At 65.0% G+C, this 18,951-nt stretch carries 19 protein-coding genes; 12 read left to right on the forward strand and 7 right to left on the reverse strand.

The window, feature by feature from the left end; all coding sequences use genetic code 11:
- Window positions 1-31 precede the first annotated feature (31 nt).
- Together ACSSV8_RS11980 and ACSSV8_RS11985 are read right to left on the reverse strand one after the other, a co-directional pair.
- Entirely contained in the window at window positions 32-691 is a 660-nt protein-coding gene (locus tag ACSSV8_RS11980) for a GntR family transcriptional regulator (RefSeq protein WP_454282586.1), read from the reverse strand.
- A gap of 19 nt (window positions 692-710) precedes the next feature.
- Window positions 711-3,641, reverse strand: coding sequence for an FAD-binding and (Fe-S)-binding domain-containing protein (locus ACSSV8_RS11985; protein ID WP_454282587.1), 2,931 nt, complete (start codon window positions 3,639-3,641; stop codon window positions 711-713).
- Window positions 3,642-3,787: 146 nt separating this feature from the next.
- Here ACSSV8_RS11985 and ACSSV8_RS11990 point away from each other — a divergent pair, with 146 nt between their 5' ends.
- From ACSSV8_RS11990 to ACSSV8_RS12020, 7 genes are all read left to right on the forward strand, one after another.
- The gene (locus ACSSV8_RS11990) at window positions 3,788-4,972 is read left to right on the forward strand and encodes a pyridoxal-phosphate-dependent aminotransferase family protein (RefSeq protein ID WP_354537813.1); all 1,185 of its coding nucleotides are present in this window, start codon (window positions 3,788-3,790) and stop codon (window positions 4,970-4,972) included.
- 67 nt (window positions 4,973-5,039) lie between these two features.
- The gene (locus tag ACSSV8_RS11995) at window positions 5,040-6,014 is read left to right on the forward strand and encodes a TRAP transporter substrate-binding protein (protein WP_454282588.1); all 975 of its coding nucleotides are present in this window, start codon (window positions 5,040-5,042) and stop codon (window positions 6,012-6,014) included.
- Window positions 6,015-6,128: 114 nt separating this feature from the next.
- Window positions 6,129-6,683, forward strand: coding sequence for a TRAP transporter small permease (locus ACSSV8_RS12000; RefSeq protein WP_354537815.1), 555 nt, complete (start codon window positions 6,129-6,131; stop codon window positions 6,681-6,683).
- Window positions 6,683-7,963, forward strand: a complete 1,281-nt coding sequence (locus ACSSV8_RS12005; protein WP_454282633.1) for a TRAP transporter large permease — start codon at window positions 6,683-6,685, stop codon at window positions 7,961-7,963. The genes ACSSV8_RS12000 and ACSSV8_RS12005 overlap by 1 nt, the downstream gene beginning before the upstream one ends.
- 10 nt (window positions 7,964-7,973) lie before the next feature.
- Window positions 7,974-8,747 carry an enoyl-CoA hydratase/isomerase family protein gene (locus ACSSV8_RS12010; RefSeq protein WP_454282589.1) on the forward strand — a complete coding sequence of 258 codons (774 nt, stop codon included), beginning with the start codon at window positions 7,974-7,976 and terminating at the stop codon, window positions 8,745-8,747.
- Entirely contained in the window at window positions 8,744-9,946 is a 1,203-nt protein-coding gene (locus ACSSV8_RS12015) for a CaiB/BaiF CoA transferase family protein (protein WP_454282590.1), read from the forward strand. The genes ACSSV8_RS12010 and ACSSV8_RS12015 overlap by 4 nt, the downstream gene beginning before the upstream one ends.
- Window positions 9,943-10,680, forward strand: a complete 738-nt coding sequence (locus ACSSV8_RS12020; protein WP_454282591.1) for a 2-keto-4-pentenoate hydratase — start codon at window positions 9,943-9,945, stop codon at window positions 10,678-10,680. The genes ACSSV8_RS12015 and ACSSV8_RS12020 overlap by 4 nt, the downstream gene beginning before the upstream one ends.
- A 19-nt stretch (window positions 10,681-10,699) precedes the next feature.
- On the opposite strand, the gene ACSSV8_RS12025 is transcribed toward ACSSV8_RS12020, so the two are convergent.
- Window positions 10,700-11,089, reverse strand: coding sequence for an META domain-containing protein (locus tag ACSSV8_RS12025; protein ID WP_354538521.1), 390 nt, complete (start codon window positions 11,087-11,089; stop codon window positions 10,700-10,702).
- A gap of 4 nt (window positions 11,090-11,093) precedes the next feature.
- Window positions 11,094-11,621, reverse strand: coding sequence for a TetR family transcriptional regulator (locus ACSSV8_RS12030; protein WP_454282592.1), 528 nt, complete (start codon window positions 11,619-11,621; stop codon window positions 11,094-11,096).
- Between the two features lie 148 nt (window positions 11,622-11,769).
- Here ACSSV8_RS12030 and phnC point away from each other — a divergent pair, with 148 nt between their 5' ends.
- From phnC to ACSSV8_RS12055, 5 genes are all read left to right on the forward strand, one after another.
- Window positions 11,770-12,594 carry a phosphonate ABC transporter ATP-binding protein gene (gene phnC / locus ACSSV8_RS12035; RefSeq protein WP_454282593.1) on the forward strand — a complete coding sequence of 275 codons (825 nt, stop codon included), beginning with the start codon at window positions 11,770-11,772 and terminating at the stop codon, window positions 12,592-12,594.
- A 53-nt stretch (window positions 12,595-12,647) separates the two neighbouring features.
- Window positions 12,648-13,550, forward strand: coding sequence for a phosphonate ABC transporter substrate-binding protein (gene phnD / locus ACSSV8_RS12040; protein WP_354538524.1), 903 nt, complete (start codon window positions 12,648-12,650; stop codon window positions 13,548-13,550).
- A gap of 68 nt (window positions 13,551-13,618) precedes the next feature.
- Window positions 13,619-14,485 (forward strand): phosphonate ABC transporter, permease protein PhnE, encoded by an 867-nt coding sequence (gene phnE, locus ACSSV8_RS12045; RefSeq protein WP_454282594.1) that lies wholly within the window; start codon window positions 13,619-13,621, stop codon window positions 14,483-14,485.
- Window positions 14,482-15,828, forward strand: a complete 1,347-nt coding sequence (phnE, locus tag ACSSV8_RS12050) for a phosphonate ABC transporter, permease protein PhnE (RefSeq protein ID WP_454282595.1) — start codon at window positions 14,482-14,484, stop codon at window positions 15,826-15,828. The genes phnE (ACSSV8_RS12045) and phnE (ACSSV8_RS12050) overlap by 4 nt, the downstream gene beginning before the upstream one ends.
- Before the next feature lie 252 nt (window positions 15,829-16,080).
- Window positions 16,081-16,890 carry a division plane positioning ATPase MipZ gene (locus ACSSV8_RS12055; protein WP_354538527.1) on the forward strand — a complete coding sequence of 270 codons (810 nt, stop codon included), beginning with the start codon at window positions 16,081-16,083 and terminating at the stop codon, window positions 16,888-16,890.
- Here the strand turns inward: ACSSV8_RS12055 and ACSSV8_RS12060 are convergent.
- Genes ACSSV8_RS12060 through ACSSV8_RS12070 form a run of 3 tightly spaced genes read right to left on the reverse strand, consistent with a single transcriptional unit; the run spans window position 16,874 to window position 18,848 of the window.
- On the reverse strand, window positions 16,874-17,524 hold the full coding sequence (locus tag ACSSV8_RS12060; protein ID WP_354538528.1) for a 5-formyltetrahydrofolate cyclo-ligase: 651 nt from the start codon (window positions 17,522-17,524) through the stop codon (window positions 16,874-16,876). The two genes, ACSSV8_RS12055 and ACSSV8_RS12060, sit on opposite strands and share 17 nt — an antisense overlap.
- An 11-nt stretch (window positions 17,525-17,535) precedes the next feature.
- The gene (locus ACSSV8_RS12065) at window positions 17,536-18,435 is read right to left on the reverse strand and encodes a DMT family transporter (protein ID WP_454282596.1); all 900 of its coding nucleotides are present in this window, start codon (window positions 18,433-18,435) and stop codon (window positions 17,536-17,538) included.
- Window positions 18,432-18,848, reverse strand: coding sequence for a VOC family protein (locus tag ACSSV8_RS12070; protein ID WP_354538530.1), 417 nt, complete (start codon window positions 18,846-18,848; stop codon window positions 18,432-18,434). Before ACSSV8_RS12070 ends, ACSSV8_RS12065 begins: the two co-directional genes overlap by 4 nt.
- Window positions 18,849-18,951: the final 103 nt, after the last annotated feature.

The raw sequence follows: 18,951 nt of genomic DNA on the forward strand, positions 1-18,951 counted from the left end.
ATGCGATACGGTCGCGGACAGGTCCTGCCTGTCAGCCCTTGGCGCGGATGGCGTCGAATTTCCGCAGCAGATGCTGCTTCATCAGCCGACCCGCGCGCTCGGCGTTACGCGCCAGCAGTGCGGCCGCGATGTCCTCGTGTTCCTCAACGGCGGCGCGCCAGCGCTCCGGTGTCAGGTTGGCCTGATACCGTGCGCGCTGAACGCGGAAGGCAAGCAACTCATGCGCGCGCAAAAGCGTGTCGTTGCCCGCCGCCGCAAGGACCGCCTTGTGGATCGCCTGATTGATCCGGAAATAGGTCGGGCGGTCGGCCTTGTCATAGGTCGCGCGCAGATCGCGCGTGAGCGCGGAAATCGCGCTCAGAGCGGCGTCATCCGCATTTTCGGCGGCCAGTTCGCCCGCCAGCCCCTCGAGCGCGGCAAGCACACGAAAGACCTCGGCCAGTTCGGCTTCGCTCTGGCGGGTGATGACGGCGCCACGATGCGGGATAAGGTCCAGAAGCCCCTCGGCGGCCAGCACCTTGAGCGCCTCGCGCAGCGGCGTGCGCGAGACGCCGAATTGCTCGGTCAAGGCCTTTTCGTTGATTTTCTCACCGGGATGCAACTGGCCCTCAAGGATCATCTGGCGCAGGCGGTTGGTGATCTCGACGGCCAGCGCCGTGCGTCCGATCGGATCGGGTTTGAGGGCGGTCATCGGGGCCTCCGGGCCGTGGTTATCCATCGTCGAGGGCCTCTCTTACAGCAGTTTCCGACGCCCGGTCGAAGATTTCCGCGATATGATTGGCGCGCCGCCCGGTGCCATCGGCGATCTGGTGCCGGCAGGAGGTGCCGTTGGCGATCACGATATCATCGGGCGAGGCGGCGCGCACGGCAGGCAGAAGCGACAATTCGCCCATTTTCAGCGATACGTCCATGGTTTCCGCCTGATAGCCAAAGGCCCCCGCCATGCCGCAACAACTGCTCTCGATGGTCTTGGGGTCAAGGCCGGGGATCAACGCCAGCGCCGCGCCCATATCGCCCATCACCCCTGCCGCCTTCTGATGGCAATGGCCGTGGACATGGGCGGTCTGGCCCAGATCGGCCAGCGGCAGATCCAGCCGCCCGGCCTGTGCCTCGCGGGTGACGAATTCCTCGAAGAGATAGGCGTTTTGGGACAGTAGCCGGGCGTCCTCGCCCGGCAAAAGCGTGAGAAACTCGTCGCGCAGCGTCAGGAGGCACGACGGCTCCAGTCCCACCACCGGCACGCCCGCGCGGACATGCGGCAGGAGGGCGTCAAGCGTGCGCTGCGCCTCGGCGCGGGCCTGCGCGATCATCCCCGCCGCCAGATAGGTCCGCCCGCAACAAAGCGGGCGACCGGGGGCATGGGCGACGATCACCTCGTAACCGGCGCGCGTCAGCACGCGCAGCGCAGCGCGGGGGATGTCCGGCTCCATCCAGCGGTTGAACGTGTCGGTGAAGAGGATGACCTTGCCCGCCTTGGCCGTGGAATTGGCGCGTTTGACTTCCGAGTCCCTGAAGTAATTCCCACGAAAGAGCGGCAGCGAGCGCCCCCGCGCCAACCCGGCCATCCGCTCCATCAGCGCCGCCAGAACCGGCACCCGGTTGCGCAATGTGGTGAGGCTGCGCAGCGCCACGGCGATCCGCGCATAACGCGGCATCTCTGCAATCAGCCGCGCGCGCAGGCCAAAGCCCAGCTTTTGCCCGCGCTGATAGAGCACCTCGGTCTTCATCTTCGCCATGTCCACGCCGGTCGGGCATTCGCGCTTGCACGCCTTGCAGCCGACACACAGCTTCATCGTCTCGGCCATCTCGTCGGAGAAAAGCGCATCCTTGCCCAAGCGCCCCGATAGCGCCAGCCGCAGCGTGTTGGCCCGGCCCCGCGTCACGTCGCGCTCGTCGCGGGTCACGCGGTAGCTGGGGCACATCGCGCCGCCCGCCAGCTTGCGGCAGGCACCGTTGTTGTTGCACATCTCCACCGCGCCCTGAAACCCGCCGCCCGCGCCGGTCCACTCCGACCAGTCATGCCCGGTCTTCAGGTCCGCGAAATCATAGCCCGGCGGATAGCGCATCAGTGTCCGGTCATCCATTTTCGGCGCATGGACGATCTTGCCGGGGTTGAGGCGGGCGTCGGGATCGAAGGCCGCCTTGACCTCTTCAAACGCGCGCAGGATGCGCGGCCCGAACATCGCGCCGTGAAATTCCGAGCGCACGATGCCGTCGCCATGCTCGCCGGAATGCGACCCTTTATATTCGCGCACCATGGCAAAGGCCGCCTCGGCAATCTCGCGCATCTTGCGCACGTCGGCTTCCAGCTTGAGGTTCAGGACCGGGCGCACATGCAAACAGCCCTCGGAGGCATGGGCATACCATGTGCCGGTGGTGCCGTGGCGCGCGAACACCTCCGAGAGCCGGTCGGTGTAATCCGCCAGATGATCAAGCGGCACGGCACAATCCTCGACAAAGGATACGGGCTTGCCCGCCTCCTTCATCGACATCATGATGTTGAGCCCCGCCTTGCGCAACTCGCCAATCTCGGCGGCAAGGGCCATATCCCAGACCTCGACCACGCCGCCCTCATGGGTGCCGCCGCGCCCGAAACCATAGCCGAGATCCGCCATGGTATCGTTGAGGTGCGCCATGTTCTCGGCGTTCTCGGGCGGGCTGTCGGCGAATTCCACCAGCAGCATCGCGGCAGGCGCGCCGCGCACGAATTGCTCCAGCGTCTTGGCATAGATGGGTATCGCGCGGGCAAGGTCGATCATCGTCGAGTCGACCAACTCCACGGACGTCGGCCCAAGCGCCACCAGCGGTTTCGCCGCCTCCATCGCGGCGCGGAAGGTGGGGAAATGGCAGACGCCAAGGACGCGGGTTTTCGATGGCAGGGGCGAAAGCCTGATCTCGATGGCAGTTGACGTGGCCAGCGTGCCCTCGGAGCCGATCAGCAGATGGGCAAGGTTGATGGGGGCCGCACCGGGCACCAGCGCGTCGATATTGTAGCCGCCCACCCGGCGCTGCACTTTCGGGAAGCGCGCGGCGATTTCTTCGGCCTCGCGCGCACCCAGATCGAGCATCTGGCGCAAGAGCGCCTCGGGCACGCGATTGCCCGAGCCGTGGCCAAAATCGAAGGGCGTTCCATCGGCAAGATAGCCCTCGATCCGCTCCACATTATCGCGCGTCGTGCCATAGCGCAGCGAGCGCGAACCGCAGGAATTGTTGCCCACCATGCCGCCTATGGTCGCGCGCGAGGCGGTGGAGACATCGACCGGGAACCACAGGCCATGCGGCCTGAGCGCGCGGTTCAGATCATCCAGAACGATCCCCGGTTCCACCACCGCGCGACGCCCCGCCACATCGAGTTCCAGAATCCGGGTAAGGTATTTCGAGCAATCGACGATCAGCCCCGAATTCACCGTCTGCCCACATTGCGAGGTGCCGCCGCCGCGCATCGTCAGCGGCAACCCGCCCTCGCGTGCGGCGTCAATGGCGGCGGCGATATCGCTGGCCGCGCGCGGCACGATCACGCCTGCGGGCATGATCTGATAGATCGAGGCGTCGGTGGCATAGCGGCCGCGCGAAAAGGCATCGAAACGCGTTTCGCCGCGCACCTCGCGGCGGAGGCGGTCCTGAATGGCGCTGTCCAGCATGATCCCCCGATCCGGTGATGACTTGAGATAGTGTCTTGACAGAATATTGAATTCAGAATTCAATTCAACAAAATTAACGCTCGTCCGGGCCTGCCATGTCCGGTTGCGTTGCGCGACAGCGCCGTGATTTTTCGGGGGGAAAACCTATGCCTGCTGGCCGTCACTTTCTGCAAATTCCGGGGCCGTCCAACGTGCCCGACCGTATCCTGCGGGCGATGGATTATCCGACGATGGATCATCGCGGCCCCGCCTTCGCCGATGTCGGGCGCAAGGCGCTGGAGGGGATGAAGCGCATTTTCAGGACAGAGGCGCGCGTGGTGATCTACCCGTCCTCGGGCACCGGTGCGTGGGAGGCGGCGCTGGTCAACACGCTCTCGCCCGGCGACACGGTGCTGATGTATGAAACCGGGCATTTTGCGATGCTGTGGCAAAAGCTGGCGGGAAAACTGGGGCTGAACCCGGTCTTCATCGACGGCGACTGGCGCAGCGGGGCCGATGCAGGTGCCATCGAGACACGGTTGCGCGAGGACCGCAGCCACGAGATCAAGGCCGTCTGCGTCGTGCACAACGAGACCTCGACCGGCTCTGTCACCGACGTGGCCGCCGTGCGCCGCGCGATGGATGCGGCGGGCCACCCGGCGCTTCTGATGGTCGATACGATTTCCTCGCTGGCCTCGATCGACTATCGCCATGACGAGTGGGGCGTGGATGTGACCGTCTCCGGCTCGCAAAAGGGGCTGATGCTGCCGCCGGGCCTGTCGTTCAACGCGGTCAGCGACAAGGCGATGAAGGCGTCGGAAAACGCCGCGCTCAAACGCTCCTACTGGAGCTGGGCGGAAATGGCCGGGCCGAATGACACCGGCTATTTCCCCTACACGCCCGCGACCAACCTGCTTTACGGGCTCAACGCGGCCATCGACATGCTGGAGGAAGAGGGGCTTGATGCCGTCTTTGCCCGTCACAAGCGGCACGGCGCTGCGGCGCGCGCGGCGGTCGAGGCATGGGGGCTGGAGGTGCTGTGCAACAAGCCCTCGGATCGCTCGCCTGTGCTGACGGCCGTGATGATGCCCGAGGGGCATTCCGCCGACAATTTCCGCTCCGTCACCTTGCGCAACTACGACATGTCGCTTGGCAATGGCCTGTCGAAAGTGGCGGACCGGGTGTTCCGGATCGGCCATCTGGGCGATTTCAACGATCTGATGCTCATCGGCACGCTGGCCGGTGTGGAAATGGGCCTGCGCGATGCAGGCGTGCCGCATCGCGCGGGCGGCGTTCAGGCGGCGATGGCGGTGCTGGGCCGGAAATTCGACAGCGCCCGCGCCGCCGCCTGACCGGACGCAGAACGACCGCCGCACCGGGGGGAGCCGTGTGGCAAAACGAAACCAAGGGAGGAAGACAATGAAAAAGACACTGATTGCAACCGTGGTGGCATCTTTCGTGGCGGTGCCGGCAATGGCCGCCGATGTCACAATGCGCTTTGGCCATGTCGGGGCGCCGGGCTCGCTTTTCGAGGCGACGGCCAACCATTTCGCCGCCTGCGTGGCCGAGAAATCCGGCGGCAAGGTCGAGGTGCAGACCTTCGGTTCGTCGCAGCTGGGCACTGACAAGGAACTGTTGCAGAAGCTCAAGCTGGGGCAGGTGGATTTTGCGCTGCCTTCATCGGTGATGTCCTCGGTTGATGCCGTGTTCGGTATCTTCGAGATGCCCTATATCATCAAGGATCGTGACCATATGCGCCGGGTGCAGGACGCGATGATGGACACCTTCCAGAGCGCCGCGCAGGACAACGGCTATCACATCGTCGGGCTGGCCGAGAACGGCTTTCGCCACATCACCAACAACACACGGCCGATCAACACGCCCGAGGATCTCAAGGGGATCAAGCTGCGCACGCCCAATGGGGAATGGCGGGTGAAGATGTTCCAGCAATACGGGGCCAACCCGACGCCGATGTCCTTCTCGGACGTGTTCACCGCGCTCCAGACAGGGGTCATCGACGGGCAGGAGAACCCCTATGCCCAGATCGCCTCGGCCAAGTTCCAGGAGGTTCAGAAATATCTCTCGATCACCGGGCATGTCTATACGCCGGCGTATATCCTGACCTCCAAGAGAGCGTTTGACGGACAGCCGGACGATGTGAAGGCCGTGCTGTCGGACTGCGCTGCTGACACGCAGACCTTTACCTACGAGACGGCGGCGCAGATGGAGACCGACCTGCTCGAGGTGATCAAGGCCGCCGGGGTCGAGGTGAACGAGGCCGACAAGGACGCCTTCATCGCCGCGTCCAAGCCGGTCTATGACGCCTTCGCCGCCGAGGTCGAGGGCGGGCAGGAACTGATCGACACGGTGCTAGGTCTGGGCAACGCAAGCTGAATGCCGATCCGGTGGCCCTAAGCGGGGTCGCCGGATGTTTACCTGTCCCCAAAGATGGACTTCTCCCGGCACGCGCGTGCCAGGGGGGAGCCATGCAGCGCAAGACTGGCCCGAATGAACGCTCTTCTTCACCGAACGAACCGGATCGCAAGCACGCTACTGGAGTGGATCACGGTGCTTTTGATGGTCGGCCTCACGGCCATCGTGATCATTGCCGTGATCGCCCGCCTGATGGGGCAAAGCTTTTCGTGGTATGACGAGGTGGCCGCGATCATGCTGGCGTGGATCACCTATTACGGCTCGGCGCTTGCGGCGCTGCACCGGCGGCATATCGGGTTCGACTCGGTGCTTTTGGCCATCCCCAAACGGTTCAGGATGATCGCGGTTCTGGTGGGCGAGGCGCTGGTGCTGCTGTTTTTCCTGTTGATGGCGCGGGCCGGGTTTCAGGTGCTGGAGGTGCTGGCGGGTGACACGCTCACCTCTCTGACATGGGTGCCGGTGCAATTCACCCAATCGGTGATCCCCATCGGGGCCATCCTCTTCATCATCTGCCAATTGCTCAGCCTGCCCGATTACTGGTCCAAGACCGCGCGCGGGGTGTCGCTGGAACATGCCGAGATCGAGGAAGAGGTCGAGACCGAACTGGCCAAGAACAAGGAGCGCGCGTGATGCTGATGCTGGCGATTTTCGCGGCCCTCGTGGCGATGATCTGCATCAATGTGCCGATTGCCATCGCCCTCGCCCTCGCGGGCGTGCTGGGCCTGCTGGTGACCGAAGGGGCGGGCAGCCTCGTGACCATCGCGCTCGACATGTATGGTGGCGCGACCAAGTTCTCGCTCATCGCCATTCCGATGTTCGTGCTGGCGGGGGCGATCATGAACGCGGGCGGCATCACCGACCGGCTGATCAATTTCGTCTCGGCGATCATCGGTTTCGTGCGCGGTGGCCTTGCCATGGTCAATATCGGCGTGTCGCTGTTTTTCGCCGAAATTTCGGGCTCGGCGGTGGCAGATGTCGCCGCCATGGGGTCAATCCTCATTCCGCAGATGAAGAAACGCGGCTATTCCAAGGAATTGTCGGCGGCGGTCACCTCGTCCTCGGCCTCATTGGCGATCATCATTCCGCCGTCGATCCCGATGATCCTTTATGCCGCGTCGGCCAATACCTCGGTCGAGCAGCTTTTCGTCGCGGGCGTGGTGCCGGGGCTTCTGGGGGCTGCGGGACTGATGTTCGTGGCCTATATCTTTGCCCGCCGCTACAACCTGCCCACGGAAGAGGCGTTCAACATCCCCCGCCTGCGCGAGACCTTCATCGACGCGCTGCCCGCCTTCACCCTGCCGGTGATTATCCTTGGCGGTATTTTCGGCGGCTATGTCACCGCGACCGAGGCGGCGGGGCTGGCGGTAATCGCAGCCATCCTCGTGTCGGCGTGGTATCGGCAGGTGGATATCAAGCACCTGCGCCGCGCCATGCTCGACGGCGGCATGCAGACCGCCGTGGTCATGCTATTGGTCGCGGCCTCGGTGCTTATGGGCGGGTTTCTGACCCGTGCGCAGATCCCGCAGCAACTGGCCCAAGGCATCCTCAGCATCACCGATCAGCAATGGGCGATCCTGCTGATCCTCAACTTCTTTTTCCTCGTCATCGGCTTTTTCCTGCATTCGGCGGCGGCGATCATCCTCGTGATCCCGATCGTCATGCCGCTGATCACGGCGGCGGGCATCGACCCGGTGCATTTCGGCCTTGTCGTCACGCTGAACCTTGCGATTGGGCAACAGACACCGCCGGTCGCCTCGGTGCTGATCACCGCCTGCGCGGTGGCGCGGGCCAATATCTGGGAAGTGTCCAAGGTCAATATCTGGTTCATCATGGTGCTTCTCGCGGTGCTCATGCTCTGCACCTATGTTCCTGCCGTGCCGCTGTTCCTTGTCGAATATTTCTACCGCTGAAAGGGTGCCGATGACCGAAATCCTGTCGCAGGTCCGGGGCACAACCCTCTGGATCACCTTCAACCGGCCTCAGGCGCGCAATGCGCTGACGTTTGAGATGTATGAGGGGCTGGCGCGTCTGTGTCGTGAGGTGCCCACTGATGGCAGTATCCGCGCGGTGGTTCTCCATGGCGCGGGCGGCAAGGCGTTTGCGGCGGGCACCGACATGACCCAATTCCGCGCCTTTGACAAACCGCAGGATGCACTCGATTACGAGGCGCGGATCGAGCGCGTTCTGGAGGCGGTCGAGCGGTGCCCGCTGCCCACCGTGGCGGCGATCAACGGGGCCTGCACTGGCGGAGGGGCGGCGATTGCCGGGGTCTGCGACATCCGCATTGCCGCCGCCAATCTCAAGTTCGGATTTCCCATTGCCCGCACGCTCGGCAATTGCCTGTCTGCGGCCAATCTGGCGCGGCTCGCGTCGTTGATGGGTGCGGGCCGCGTGCGCGAGATGATCTTTACCGCCCGCCTGATCGGTGCCGACGAGGCGCAGGGCTGCGGCCTTGTCTCCGAGGTGCTGGAGGATGAGACCTCCCTGATGACCCGCGCCGGGGACTTGGCCGAGACGCTGGGCCAGATGGCCCCCCTGACCCTGCGCGCCACCAAGGAGGCGCTGCGCCGCGTCGGTGCCGCCACCCGTGTCGCGGATGCCGACCTGATCGAGATGTGTTACATGAGCCGCGATTTCCGGCACGGGATGGAAGCGTTTCTGGCCAAGCAGAAACCTGAGTGGAGCGGCACATGAGCGGCACCGGCCCCCTTGCCGGCATGAAGGTGATCGAGCTTGCGCATATCATGGCCGGGCCTGTCTGTGGCCTGATGCTGGCCGATATGGGCGCGGATGTGATCAAGGTGGAAAAGCCCGAGGGCGATGACAGCCGCCGCTTTGTGCCCCCTGCGATCAAGGGCGAATCCGCCGCCTACATGATGATGAACCGCAACAAGCGGGGCCTCGCGCTCGACCTCAAGAAACCCGAGGCGGTCAAGGCGCTCCACCACCTTCTGGCGACCGCCGATGTCGTGATCGAGAATTACCGCATGGGCACGATGGAGCGGCTGGGGCTGGGATATGACACCCTGCGCGCGCTCAATCCCCGCCTGATCTATTGCGAGATATCGGGCTTTGGCCGCACGGGGCCCTATGCCGAACGGGGCGGGTTCGACCTGATTGCACAAGGCATGTCGGGCCTCATGTCGATCACCGGCGAGGGGCCGGGGCGCCCCCCGGTCAAGACCGGCGCGCCGGTCTCGGACATCACTGCCGGGATTCTAGCGGCTATGGGCGTGTCGGCGGCCTATGCGCGGGTGTTGCAGACCGGGGAAGGGCAGAAGGTCGATACCTCGCTTTTCGAGGCGGCGATCACGCAGACCTATTGGCAATCGGCGATTGCCTTCGCCACCGGCGTGGCCCCCGGCCCGATGGGTTCGGCGCATCCCCTCAATGGCCCCTATCAGGCGTTTCAGACGGCGGATGGCTGGATCAATGTGGGGGCTGCCAACCAACGCAACTGGCTGCGCTTCCTCGACGTGATCGGTGCGCCGGACCTGAACGACGACCCGCGCTTTGCCACCAACCACGACCGGATGCTGCACCTGAACGAGCTTGAAGCGATTCTCAACACCTATCTGCGCCAGCAACCCTCGGCGGTGTGGCTCGCGCGGATGGAGGCGGCGGGGCTGCCCGCCGGGCCGGTGCTGGATATATTGGAGATGCAGGCCGACCCGCAGGCCCATGCCCGCGACATGATCCTTGACGTGGATCACCCCGTGGCGGGCCGGGTCCAGACGTTGGGCCATCCGGTCAAGTTCAGCGAAACGCCCGCCCATATCCACCGCCCCGCGCCGATTCTGGGGCAACACAGCCGCGAGGTGCTTCAAGAGGCGGGCTATGCGGCGGCGGAGGTCGAGGCGATGATCGCCTCCGGCGCGGTGATCGCGTCATGACCGATCCGCTCGCCAAGGCGCTGATCGCGGCGTGGGGGGGTGGCCCGAAACTGCCGGAAACGGCAGGAGAGGGGCTGACACGGGCGCGCATCCTCGCGGTGCAGGAAGAGGTTGCCGCGCGCCTTGGCCCGGTGGGTGGCTTCAAGGTGGCCTGCCCGCCCGGTGCGCCCATCGTCATCGCCCCGATCATGGCCCGCGACATTCACCCGAGCCCCGCCGTGATCGCCTGTGCGGCGGCCGAGGAGGTCGGCATCGAACTTGAATACGCCTTTCGCCTGATCGCCGCGCCGCCCGCGCCCGACGCCCCGGATTTCGAATCCCGCCTGAGGAACGCGGTCGAGCTTCTGCCCGTGTTCGAACTGGTTCAAAGCCGCCTGGCTGATCCGAAGGGGGCAAGTGCGGGGCTCAGGATGCTTGACAATCAACTCAATGGCGCGGTCGTGCTCGGTGCGCCGCTGCGCGCGTGGCACGGCGTCGATGTCACCCGCGCTGACGCCTGGCTGCGCCTCGGCTCCGAGACGCTGCTTGACGGCGCGGCGCAGGTGCCGGGCGGCGACGCCTTCGCCACGCTCTGCGCCCTTGCGCGCGCGCTGGGCGGGCATTGCGGCGGGCTTCGGGAAGGCCATGTCGTCATCACCGGCTCGCTCAACGGGCTGCCATGGCGGTATCCACCGATGTCGGCCCAAGGCCGCATAGCCGGGCTTGGCGATGTGGCGCTGCGGATCGAGACCTGAGCGAAGCCTTGCACGGGGCTCACTCGCCCGTGCGGAACACCATTTCGCGGCCCGTTTCCGTGGACAGGATCATCACCGGGCCGATCACCTCCACAAGGGTCATGTCGTCAAGCGCGCCGAGGAACAGCGCTTCGGCCTCCAGTTGCGGGCAGGCGCTGTCGCCGACGGTGATCGCTTCGGCATGAAACCACGGATAAGGGGCGGTCTGGCGGGCGGTGAAGCGGTTGCAGGGGGTTTCGCCCGCAATGGTGCCTTCTTCGGGAAACCACAGGCGAACACCCGCGTTGAATGGCACGTCGTCGATCGTGGCGAGGTGCCAGATACCCTCCGCCCCGCCGTGCCCTGTCACGGTTTCGTCCTTGCAATACCCCAGGATCGCCAGAGCCGGGATGAGCAGGAGCACACGCATCCGGCTACCTGAGTGCCAGCACAAGATCGACAAGCGATCCGATGGCGTCGTCGTCGTTGGGGGTCGGCAGGCTCCGAATGCCGATGACGGCGGCGTAGAGAATGCGGGCCATCTCGGGATTGCCGATGCCGCACGCGGCCAGATGGTTCGCCAGACGGGCGAGACGCGCGGCATCCACGGTGCGGATGGCGCTGGCCGCCTGCGTATCGGTCGCGGCCCAGGCGCGGATATGGCGTTCGGGCGGGAGCGGGTTCGCGAAATGCTGGGCGGCGGCCCGTAAACGGGCAGCAGGTGCGCCCTCGGCCTCTGCGGTATCGAGATCGGCCAGCGCCAGCGCTTGCCAGCGCGCAAGCAGCGCGGCGGCAAAGGCCGGCACATCTTCGAAATGCCAGTAGAACGAGCCTTTGGTCGTGCCGATGCGCCGTGCGAGCGGTTCGGCCCCGAGCGCGGCGGGCCCCGCCTCGGCAAGCGCCTCCAGTCCGGCGGCAAGCCAGTCATCGGGGGTAAGGCGTGGGCGCGGCACGGGCGGCATGCCGATCACCTAAGCTGCGGGAGACCGGGACGCAAGGGAAGGTGCGGGCGCGGGCGGGGCGACACCGATGTCACAAAAGTTTTGCGATTCTGTCGCATGTCCTTCGCTCTACTCGCCTACGGAACGCGCAAACCATGGGGGTTCTCACGTGCTGAAGATCGAAGCGTTGACCAAGTCATTTGGTCAAAACATCGCGGTGGACAAGGTAACCGTCGCGGTGGAGCGGCCCGCCATGATCGGGATCATAGGACGGTCGGGCGCGGGCAAATCCACGCTGTTGCGGATGCTGAACCGGCTGACCGATGCGACCTCGGGACAGATCATCTTTGAAGGGCAGGACGTGACCGCGCTCAAGGGCGGTGAGAAGCGCGCCTGGCAGTCGCAATGCGCGATGATCTTTCAGCAGTTCAACCTCGTGCCGCGGATGGATGTGGTCTCGAACGTGCTGCATGGCACGCTCAACCGCCGCTCGACGCTGGCGACGATGTTCAACCTCTATCCCGATGCGGATATTCACCGCGCCATCGAGATTCTGGACCGTCTGGGCATTGCCGATCATGCGCCGAAACGCGCCGAGGCGCTCAGTGGCGGCCAGCAACAGCGCGTGGCCATCGCCCGCGCGCTGATGCAGGACCCGAAGATCATTCTGGCCGACGAGCCGATTGCCAGTCTTGACCCGATGAACGCGCAGATCGTCATGGATACGCTGCGGCGCATCCACGAGGAGGACGGGCGCATGGTGATCGCCAACCTGCACACGCTGGATACAGCGCGGCGCTATTGCGACCGGGTGATCGGGATGCTGCACGGGCGCGTGGTCTTTGACGGCACGCCGGATCAACTGACCACCGGCGTGGCGCGCGATATTTACGGGGCCGATGCGAGCTTTTCCGAAGAGGCCACATCGACCGCCATCGAAACGCTGGATCGTGGCAACCAGCGCGCGCTGCGCGAGGCCGAGGCCGCGATCTGACGACCCTGCCCGCCGGGGGATGGCGGGCCATGACCCCAACCGGAGAGAGATCCATGAAGAAACTGATTGCTGCCATCGTGGCGACTACGGCCCTTGTCAGCCCCGTGCTGGCGCAGGAGAAGATCGAAGAATTCCGTATCGGTATCCTGGGTGGAGAGAATGCGCAGGACCGGATGACCTCGAACGAGTGCTACCGCGCCAAGATCGAGACCCTGCTGGGTGTGCCGGTCAAGCTGTTCACCCCAGCCGATTATGATGGCGTGATCCAGGGCCTGCTGGGTGGCACGCTCGACATGGCTTGGTTGGGCGCGTCGGCCTATGCCAAGATCTATCTGACCGACCCCGAAGCAGTTGAGCCGATCATGGTCAAGACCAACATGGATGGCTCTTACGGCTATTATTCCATCGGGTTCGCCCGCAAGGACAGTGGCATTGCCGCGCTTGAGGATGTCAAGGGCAAGTCCTTCGGGTTCGGCGATCCCAACTCGACCTCGGGCTACCTGATCCCGGCGATCGAGATTCCGGCCCTGACCGGTGCCAGCATGGAATCCGGCGATTATTTCGGCGAGGTGAAGTTCACCGGCGGGCACGAGCAGACCATCGTTGCTGTGGCCAATGGCGATGTCGATGCCGGTGTGACCTGGGCCGATGGCATGGGCGCGTGGGAAGATGGCTACAACTCGGGTGCGCTGCGCAAGGCCGCCGATGCGGGACTTGTGGACATGAACCAGCTTGTCGAAATCTGGCGCTCCAAGCCTATCCCCGAAGGTCCCGTCGTGCTGCGCAAGGCGCTACCCGAGCGCGTCAAGCTGGATGTTACCACGCTCACGGCCTCGCTGCCCTATATGGATGCCGAGTGTGCCTATAACGTCATGGCCGGTGAAGCGCTCGGCTTTCAGCCGATCAACCACGACGCCTACCTCTCGATCATCGAGGCGCGCAAGTCGCAGATGTGATCATGTGACATGATCTTGGGCCGGGCCTTCCGCAGTGGGGGTCCGGCCTTGACGTATCGGGGGACAGGATGAGCGATCTGAGTGCAACGACCCATATCGGCCAGGTGCAGGCCGCTTATATGGAGATGACACGGCGCAAGCGCATTTATGGCGGCGTGATGCTGATCGTGTTCATTGCGCTCATGGTGTCGGGGTTTCGCCTGGCCGATGGGCGCAATGCCGGGGGCTTCTGGAACGGGATTGGCAATATATTCCAGTTTCCCGGCGAGGTGCTGGCCGAGGCGGGCGAGAAGGTCGCCAACTTGCCGGGCCTGATGTGGAAATTCCTGCCCTCGCTGATCGAGACGATCAACATCGCCGCCGCCTCGACGCTTTTGGGGGCGATGATTGCCATTGTGCTGTCGCTTCTGTCGACGCGCGGGTTGGCGAAATGGCCGCGTCTGGTAGGGCTCTTCCGGCGCGTCATGGATATCCTGCGCGCCTTCCCCGAGATCGTGATCGCGCTGGTGCTGATCTTTATCCTCGGCGGCGGGCCGGTGCCCGCGATGATCGCCATCGCGCTGCACACGGCCGGGGCGCTGGGCAAGCTCTTCTCGGAGGTGAACGAGAATGCCAGCCTGAAACCGGTCGAGGGGCTGCAATCGGTCGGTGCCACATGGGGCCAGCGGATGTGGCTGGGGGTGATCCCGCAGGTCGCGCCCAATTACCTCAGCTATGCGTTGCTGCGCTTCGAGATCAATATCCGCGCCTCGGCGATCCTCGGTTTCGTCGGATCGGGCGGGATCGGCTATGATCTGAAGAATGCGTTTAGCTGGGGTCAGGGGCGCTATGACGAGGTGGCGGCGATCTTTCTGCTGCTTTTCGGCGCGATTGTGTTCTTCGACCAGATATCGAGCCGCTACCGCAACAAGCTTATCGGGGAGGGCATGGCATGAGCCTGGCCGAGACGACGACCGGCAGCGCGTTCGACGCGATTGGCCATTTGCGGCGCAAGCGGCTCTTCGCGCTGGCGGTGCCGGTGGTGATCATTGCCTATTTCACGTATATCTTTTTCGCTTTCGATATTCCGGGGCTGGCGGATCGGGCACGGATGGACAATGCGCGCATCCTCATCGCCGACAGCTACAGCTACAAGACCCATGTCACGCGCGACAACCGCAATGGTGGCTTTACCGTTGCCGTGGAGGGAGAGGCCAAGGGCACCTGGCCAGCGGGGCAAGGCCCCGATTGGGTGCGCTTCGAGGGCGCGGATGCGGTGCGCGTGGCACTGCGCAACGGGCATGACTTGGTGATCGACGGTCCCAGCCTGCGCTACGACGTGCCGGGTTATGGCCTCATCACGGCAGATGTGTCGCCGCGCGAGGGCGTGGTGCTCGACCTGCCCACCGAGACGGTGCCCGACTGGATCAGCGTCAGTAATGCGCGCGTCGACATCACCACCGAGGGCGGGCGGGTGACGATCACCAAGGCGCGCATCGAGGTCATGCGCTATCAATTCGGCTGGGAGCTGTTCTGGTTCACGCTCGACAGCCCGTTCCACGGCAAGAGCTTTGGCGAGCTTGTGGGCCTCGCGCTCTCGGGCGAGCAGGTGGTGCCGGGGAAAAGCAACCTCGCGGCCATGGTCCACGATGTCTGGACGAACAGCATGTGGCGGCATGGCGATGTGCTCTGGGCGATCTTCGAGACCATCCTGATGGCCTTTCTCGGCACGATGGGCGCGGCCATGGTGGCGCTGACCTTGGCGTTTGCCGCCGCGCGCAATTTCTCGCCGCTGATGGTGGTGCGCGGCGCGGTGCGGCGGGTGTTCGATTTCCTGCGCGGGGTCGATGCGCTGATCTGGACGATCATCCTGTCGCGCGCCTTTGGTCCCGGCCCGCTGACCGGGGCGCTGGCGATCCTGATCACCGATACCGGCACGTTCGGCAAGCTCTTCTCGGAGGCGCTGGAAAACGTCGACGAAAAGCAGATCGAAGGCATCGCCTCGACCGGGGCGAAGCCCCTGCAGCGTTACCGTTTCGGGGTGATACCGCAGATCATGCCGGTGCTGTTGAGCCAGGTGCTCTATTATCTCGAATCCAACACCCGTAGCGCCACGGTGATCGGGGCGATCACCGGCGGCGGCATCGGTCTGTTGCTGACGCAGGCGATCATCACCCAGAAGGACTGGGAAGAGGTCAGTTATTACATCGTTCTCATCCTGCTCATGGTCATGATCATGGATACCGTCTCCGGCTGGTTGCGGCGGCGGCTCATTGCCTCGGACGACAGCGGGCATTGAGGCCGCGCGATCTGAGTATTTGAGGAACAGTGAAGCGGGGCGGAGGGGCCCCGCGCCCGGGACCGCAGGCCGATTGCGCCCCGGGCCTTCAGACCTTATAGCCGATTTGAACCCGCAGGCGCGGGGCACGCATGGCGTTTTCGGCGGGATCTGGACCCGGGGGCCGGGCAGAGACATCTTCGGCCGACACCGGGTTGGGCCAGGACGAACAAGGACGATCGGCAAAATGCCGACACTGGGGGAAGACGGGACATGGCGCATATCATCGTGGTGGGCAACGAAAAGGGCGGTGCCGGGAAATCAACGGTGTCGATGCATCTGGCGACCGCGCTGGCACGGCTTGGTCACCGGGTGAGCGCGCTCGATCTTGACCTGCGGCAGCGCAGCTTTGGCCGCTATGCGGACAATCGCGCACGCTTCCTCGCCAAGGAGGGGCTGGATCTGCCCGGTCCGCGGCTTGTAGACCTGCCCGAGGTCGCCGCCGAGGCGCTCAAGCCAGGGGAAAACCTCTATGATCGCCGCCTTGCCATGGCCGTGGCCGGGGCCGAACCCGAGAGCGATTTCATCGTCATCGACTGCCCCGGCTCTCACACAAGGCTGAGCCAGGTGGCGCACAGCCTGGCCGATACGCTGGTGACGCCGCTCAATGACAGTTTCATCGATTTCGACCTTCTGGCGCATACCGATACGGACGGGCTCAAGGTGCTCGGCCCGTCGGTCTATTCCGAGATGGTCTGGAGCGCGCGGCAGTTGCGCGCGCAGGCGGGGCTGCGGCCCATCGACTGGGTGGTGCTGCGCAACCGGGTCGGCGCGCAGGCGATGGTCAACAAGGAAAAGATGGGCCGCGCGCTCGATGCGCTGGCCAAGCGGATCGGGTTTCGCGTGGCACCGGGGTTCAACGAGCGGGTGATCTTTCGGGAACTGTTTCCGCGCGGTCTCACGCTGCTCGACCTCAAGGATGTGGGCGTGAAGCAGCTCAATATCTCGAATATCGCCGCGCGACAGGAATTGCGCGACCTGATCAAGGCGCTCAACCTGCCGGGTGTTACGGCGAATTTCTGACGCCGTCGCCCAACAGGATCACCTCCATCGGGATATCCCAGGGCTGCGGAAAGATCGTGGGCAGGGCGCAAAATCCATGCCCGACGCCGATGATGCGCGGGCGCGGGTCAAGGGCTGCGAGCGTCATGTCGTAATAGCCCCCGCCATTGCCGAGCCGGTAGCCAGCCGCATCCACCCCCAGAAGCGGCACGATCACGGTGTCGGGCTGCACCGGTTCGGGGTCTGCGGGCACGGGGATATTCCAGACGCCGCGCACCATCGCGGCCCCCGGCTGCCATCGGTGAAACGCGACCGGCGCGCCCTTTGCGATGACCACCGGCAGGGCGATCTGCGCGCCGCGCGCCGCCATATCCGAGAGCCACGGGCGCAGATCCATCTCGCCCCGGATCGGCCAGTATCCGGCGATGGTGCGGCCTTCGGGCGGGCCGATCTCTTTGGTGAGCATGGCCATGACACGCGCCGCCTGCGCGCGCTGTTCGGCCTGCGAGAGGGCGCGGCGGGCGGCGTAGAGGCGCGTGCGCTCGGCCTTGCGAAAGCGCGACACGTCGCGCCATGTGGCGGCATCGACAACATGCCCGCCGACGATGTGTTGGGCAAAACAGGGCGCGTCGCCGGGGGGGTCGTCCTCGGTCATGATGTTTCCTCTCAGACGGGCGGGCCGGTGCGGGGATGGGGGCGCACGCGCATCCGGCGACTCATCCGCAGCGCCCAGAGGTTCGAGATGAGCAGCACCGTGATCACCACCGCCCCGCCAATGAGCGCCCAGCGCCCCGGATCCTCGCCGAGGATCGCCCAGACCAGGAGCGGTGCCAGCACCGATTCGAGCAGGATCAGCAGCGCCACCTCCGGCGCGGTGATGTAGCGCGGCCCCAGCGTCATGAGCGAGGTCGCCACGCTGATGAACGCGCCATGCGCCAGCAGCAGCGGCCAGTTCGCGGCCCAGACCGAGAGCGGCTGCGCGAGCGGCCACAGGAAGAGCGACGCGCCCAGCATCGCCACCGGGATCGTCGGCACGAGCGACACGTCCCGCAGCCGCCGCGCCGTGGTGATCGCGCCCGCGAAACTGGCCGAGACGGCAAGCGCCACCAGATCGCCGCTCCAATGCGCGCCATGCGTCTCGCCCGAGCCGCGCAGGATGAGGCCCAGACCGGCAAAGACGCCGATCATCGTCAGCACCATCCGCGTGCTGATCCCCTCGCCAAGGAAAATCCGGCTCAGGATCGCGGCAAAGACCGGCATGGAAGCAAGGATGAAGACCACGTTGGCCACGCTTGTCCAGCTCACTGCCAGCACGAACCCCGGTGCCGCGACGCCCAGAAGCAGGGTATAGAGCCAGCCCCGTGCCCCCGTCGCCGCCACCGCGTGAAACCCGCGCGTGCCCTGCGTGGCGAGCACCCCCATCAGGATCACGCTGCCCGCCGTGATCCCGCGCCAGAAGGCGATGGAGGCCGGATCGCCGTCGATCAGCCGCACGAAAAGCGAGTCGGGCACCACGAAAAGCACGCCGGTCGCGGTGATCAGGAGGCCCTTGAGGTGATCGCTCACGGGGCGGCATCCTCTTTCTGGTGCACCTCGATCACGTTGCCGTCGGGGTCGTAGAAAAAGATCTGGTGCCAACCCGCCACAGCACGGTTGCCCCAGTCCGAATAGGGCACGCCCGCCGCGTCGAGATGGGCCATGAAACCGGCGATATCGTCGGTGCGATAGGCGATATGGCCGCGCGCCACCGGGTTGACGATCTGCCCGGTGCGAAACCCTGCAAGCATGTCGCGCCGCGCCAGATGGGTCTGGATGCGTCCATCGCTGACAAAGGCCACATCGCCGGAATAGCCCTTGTCCTTTTCCAGCACGGGAATGTCCGTCTGCGGCACCTCCAGCCCCAGAACCTCGCGGTAAAAGGCGTCCATCTCGGCCACTTTCTCGGTGGCGAGGTTGATATGATGCAGCGTGAGTTTCATGGTCCGGCCTCCCTCGGGCAGGAGCGAACCACGCAGGCGCGCGATTGTCCACCACCCCCCCTCGCCAAGCGCGCCCTGCCCGGTCTAGGCTGCGCCCGACACA

The sequence above is a fragment of the Roseovarius sp. MBR-79 genome (assembly GCF_053628555.1).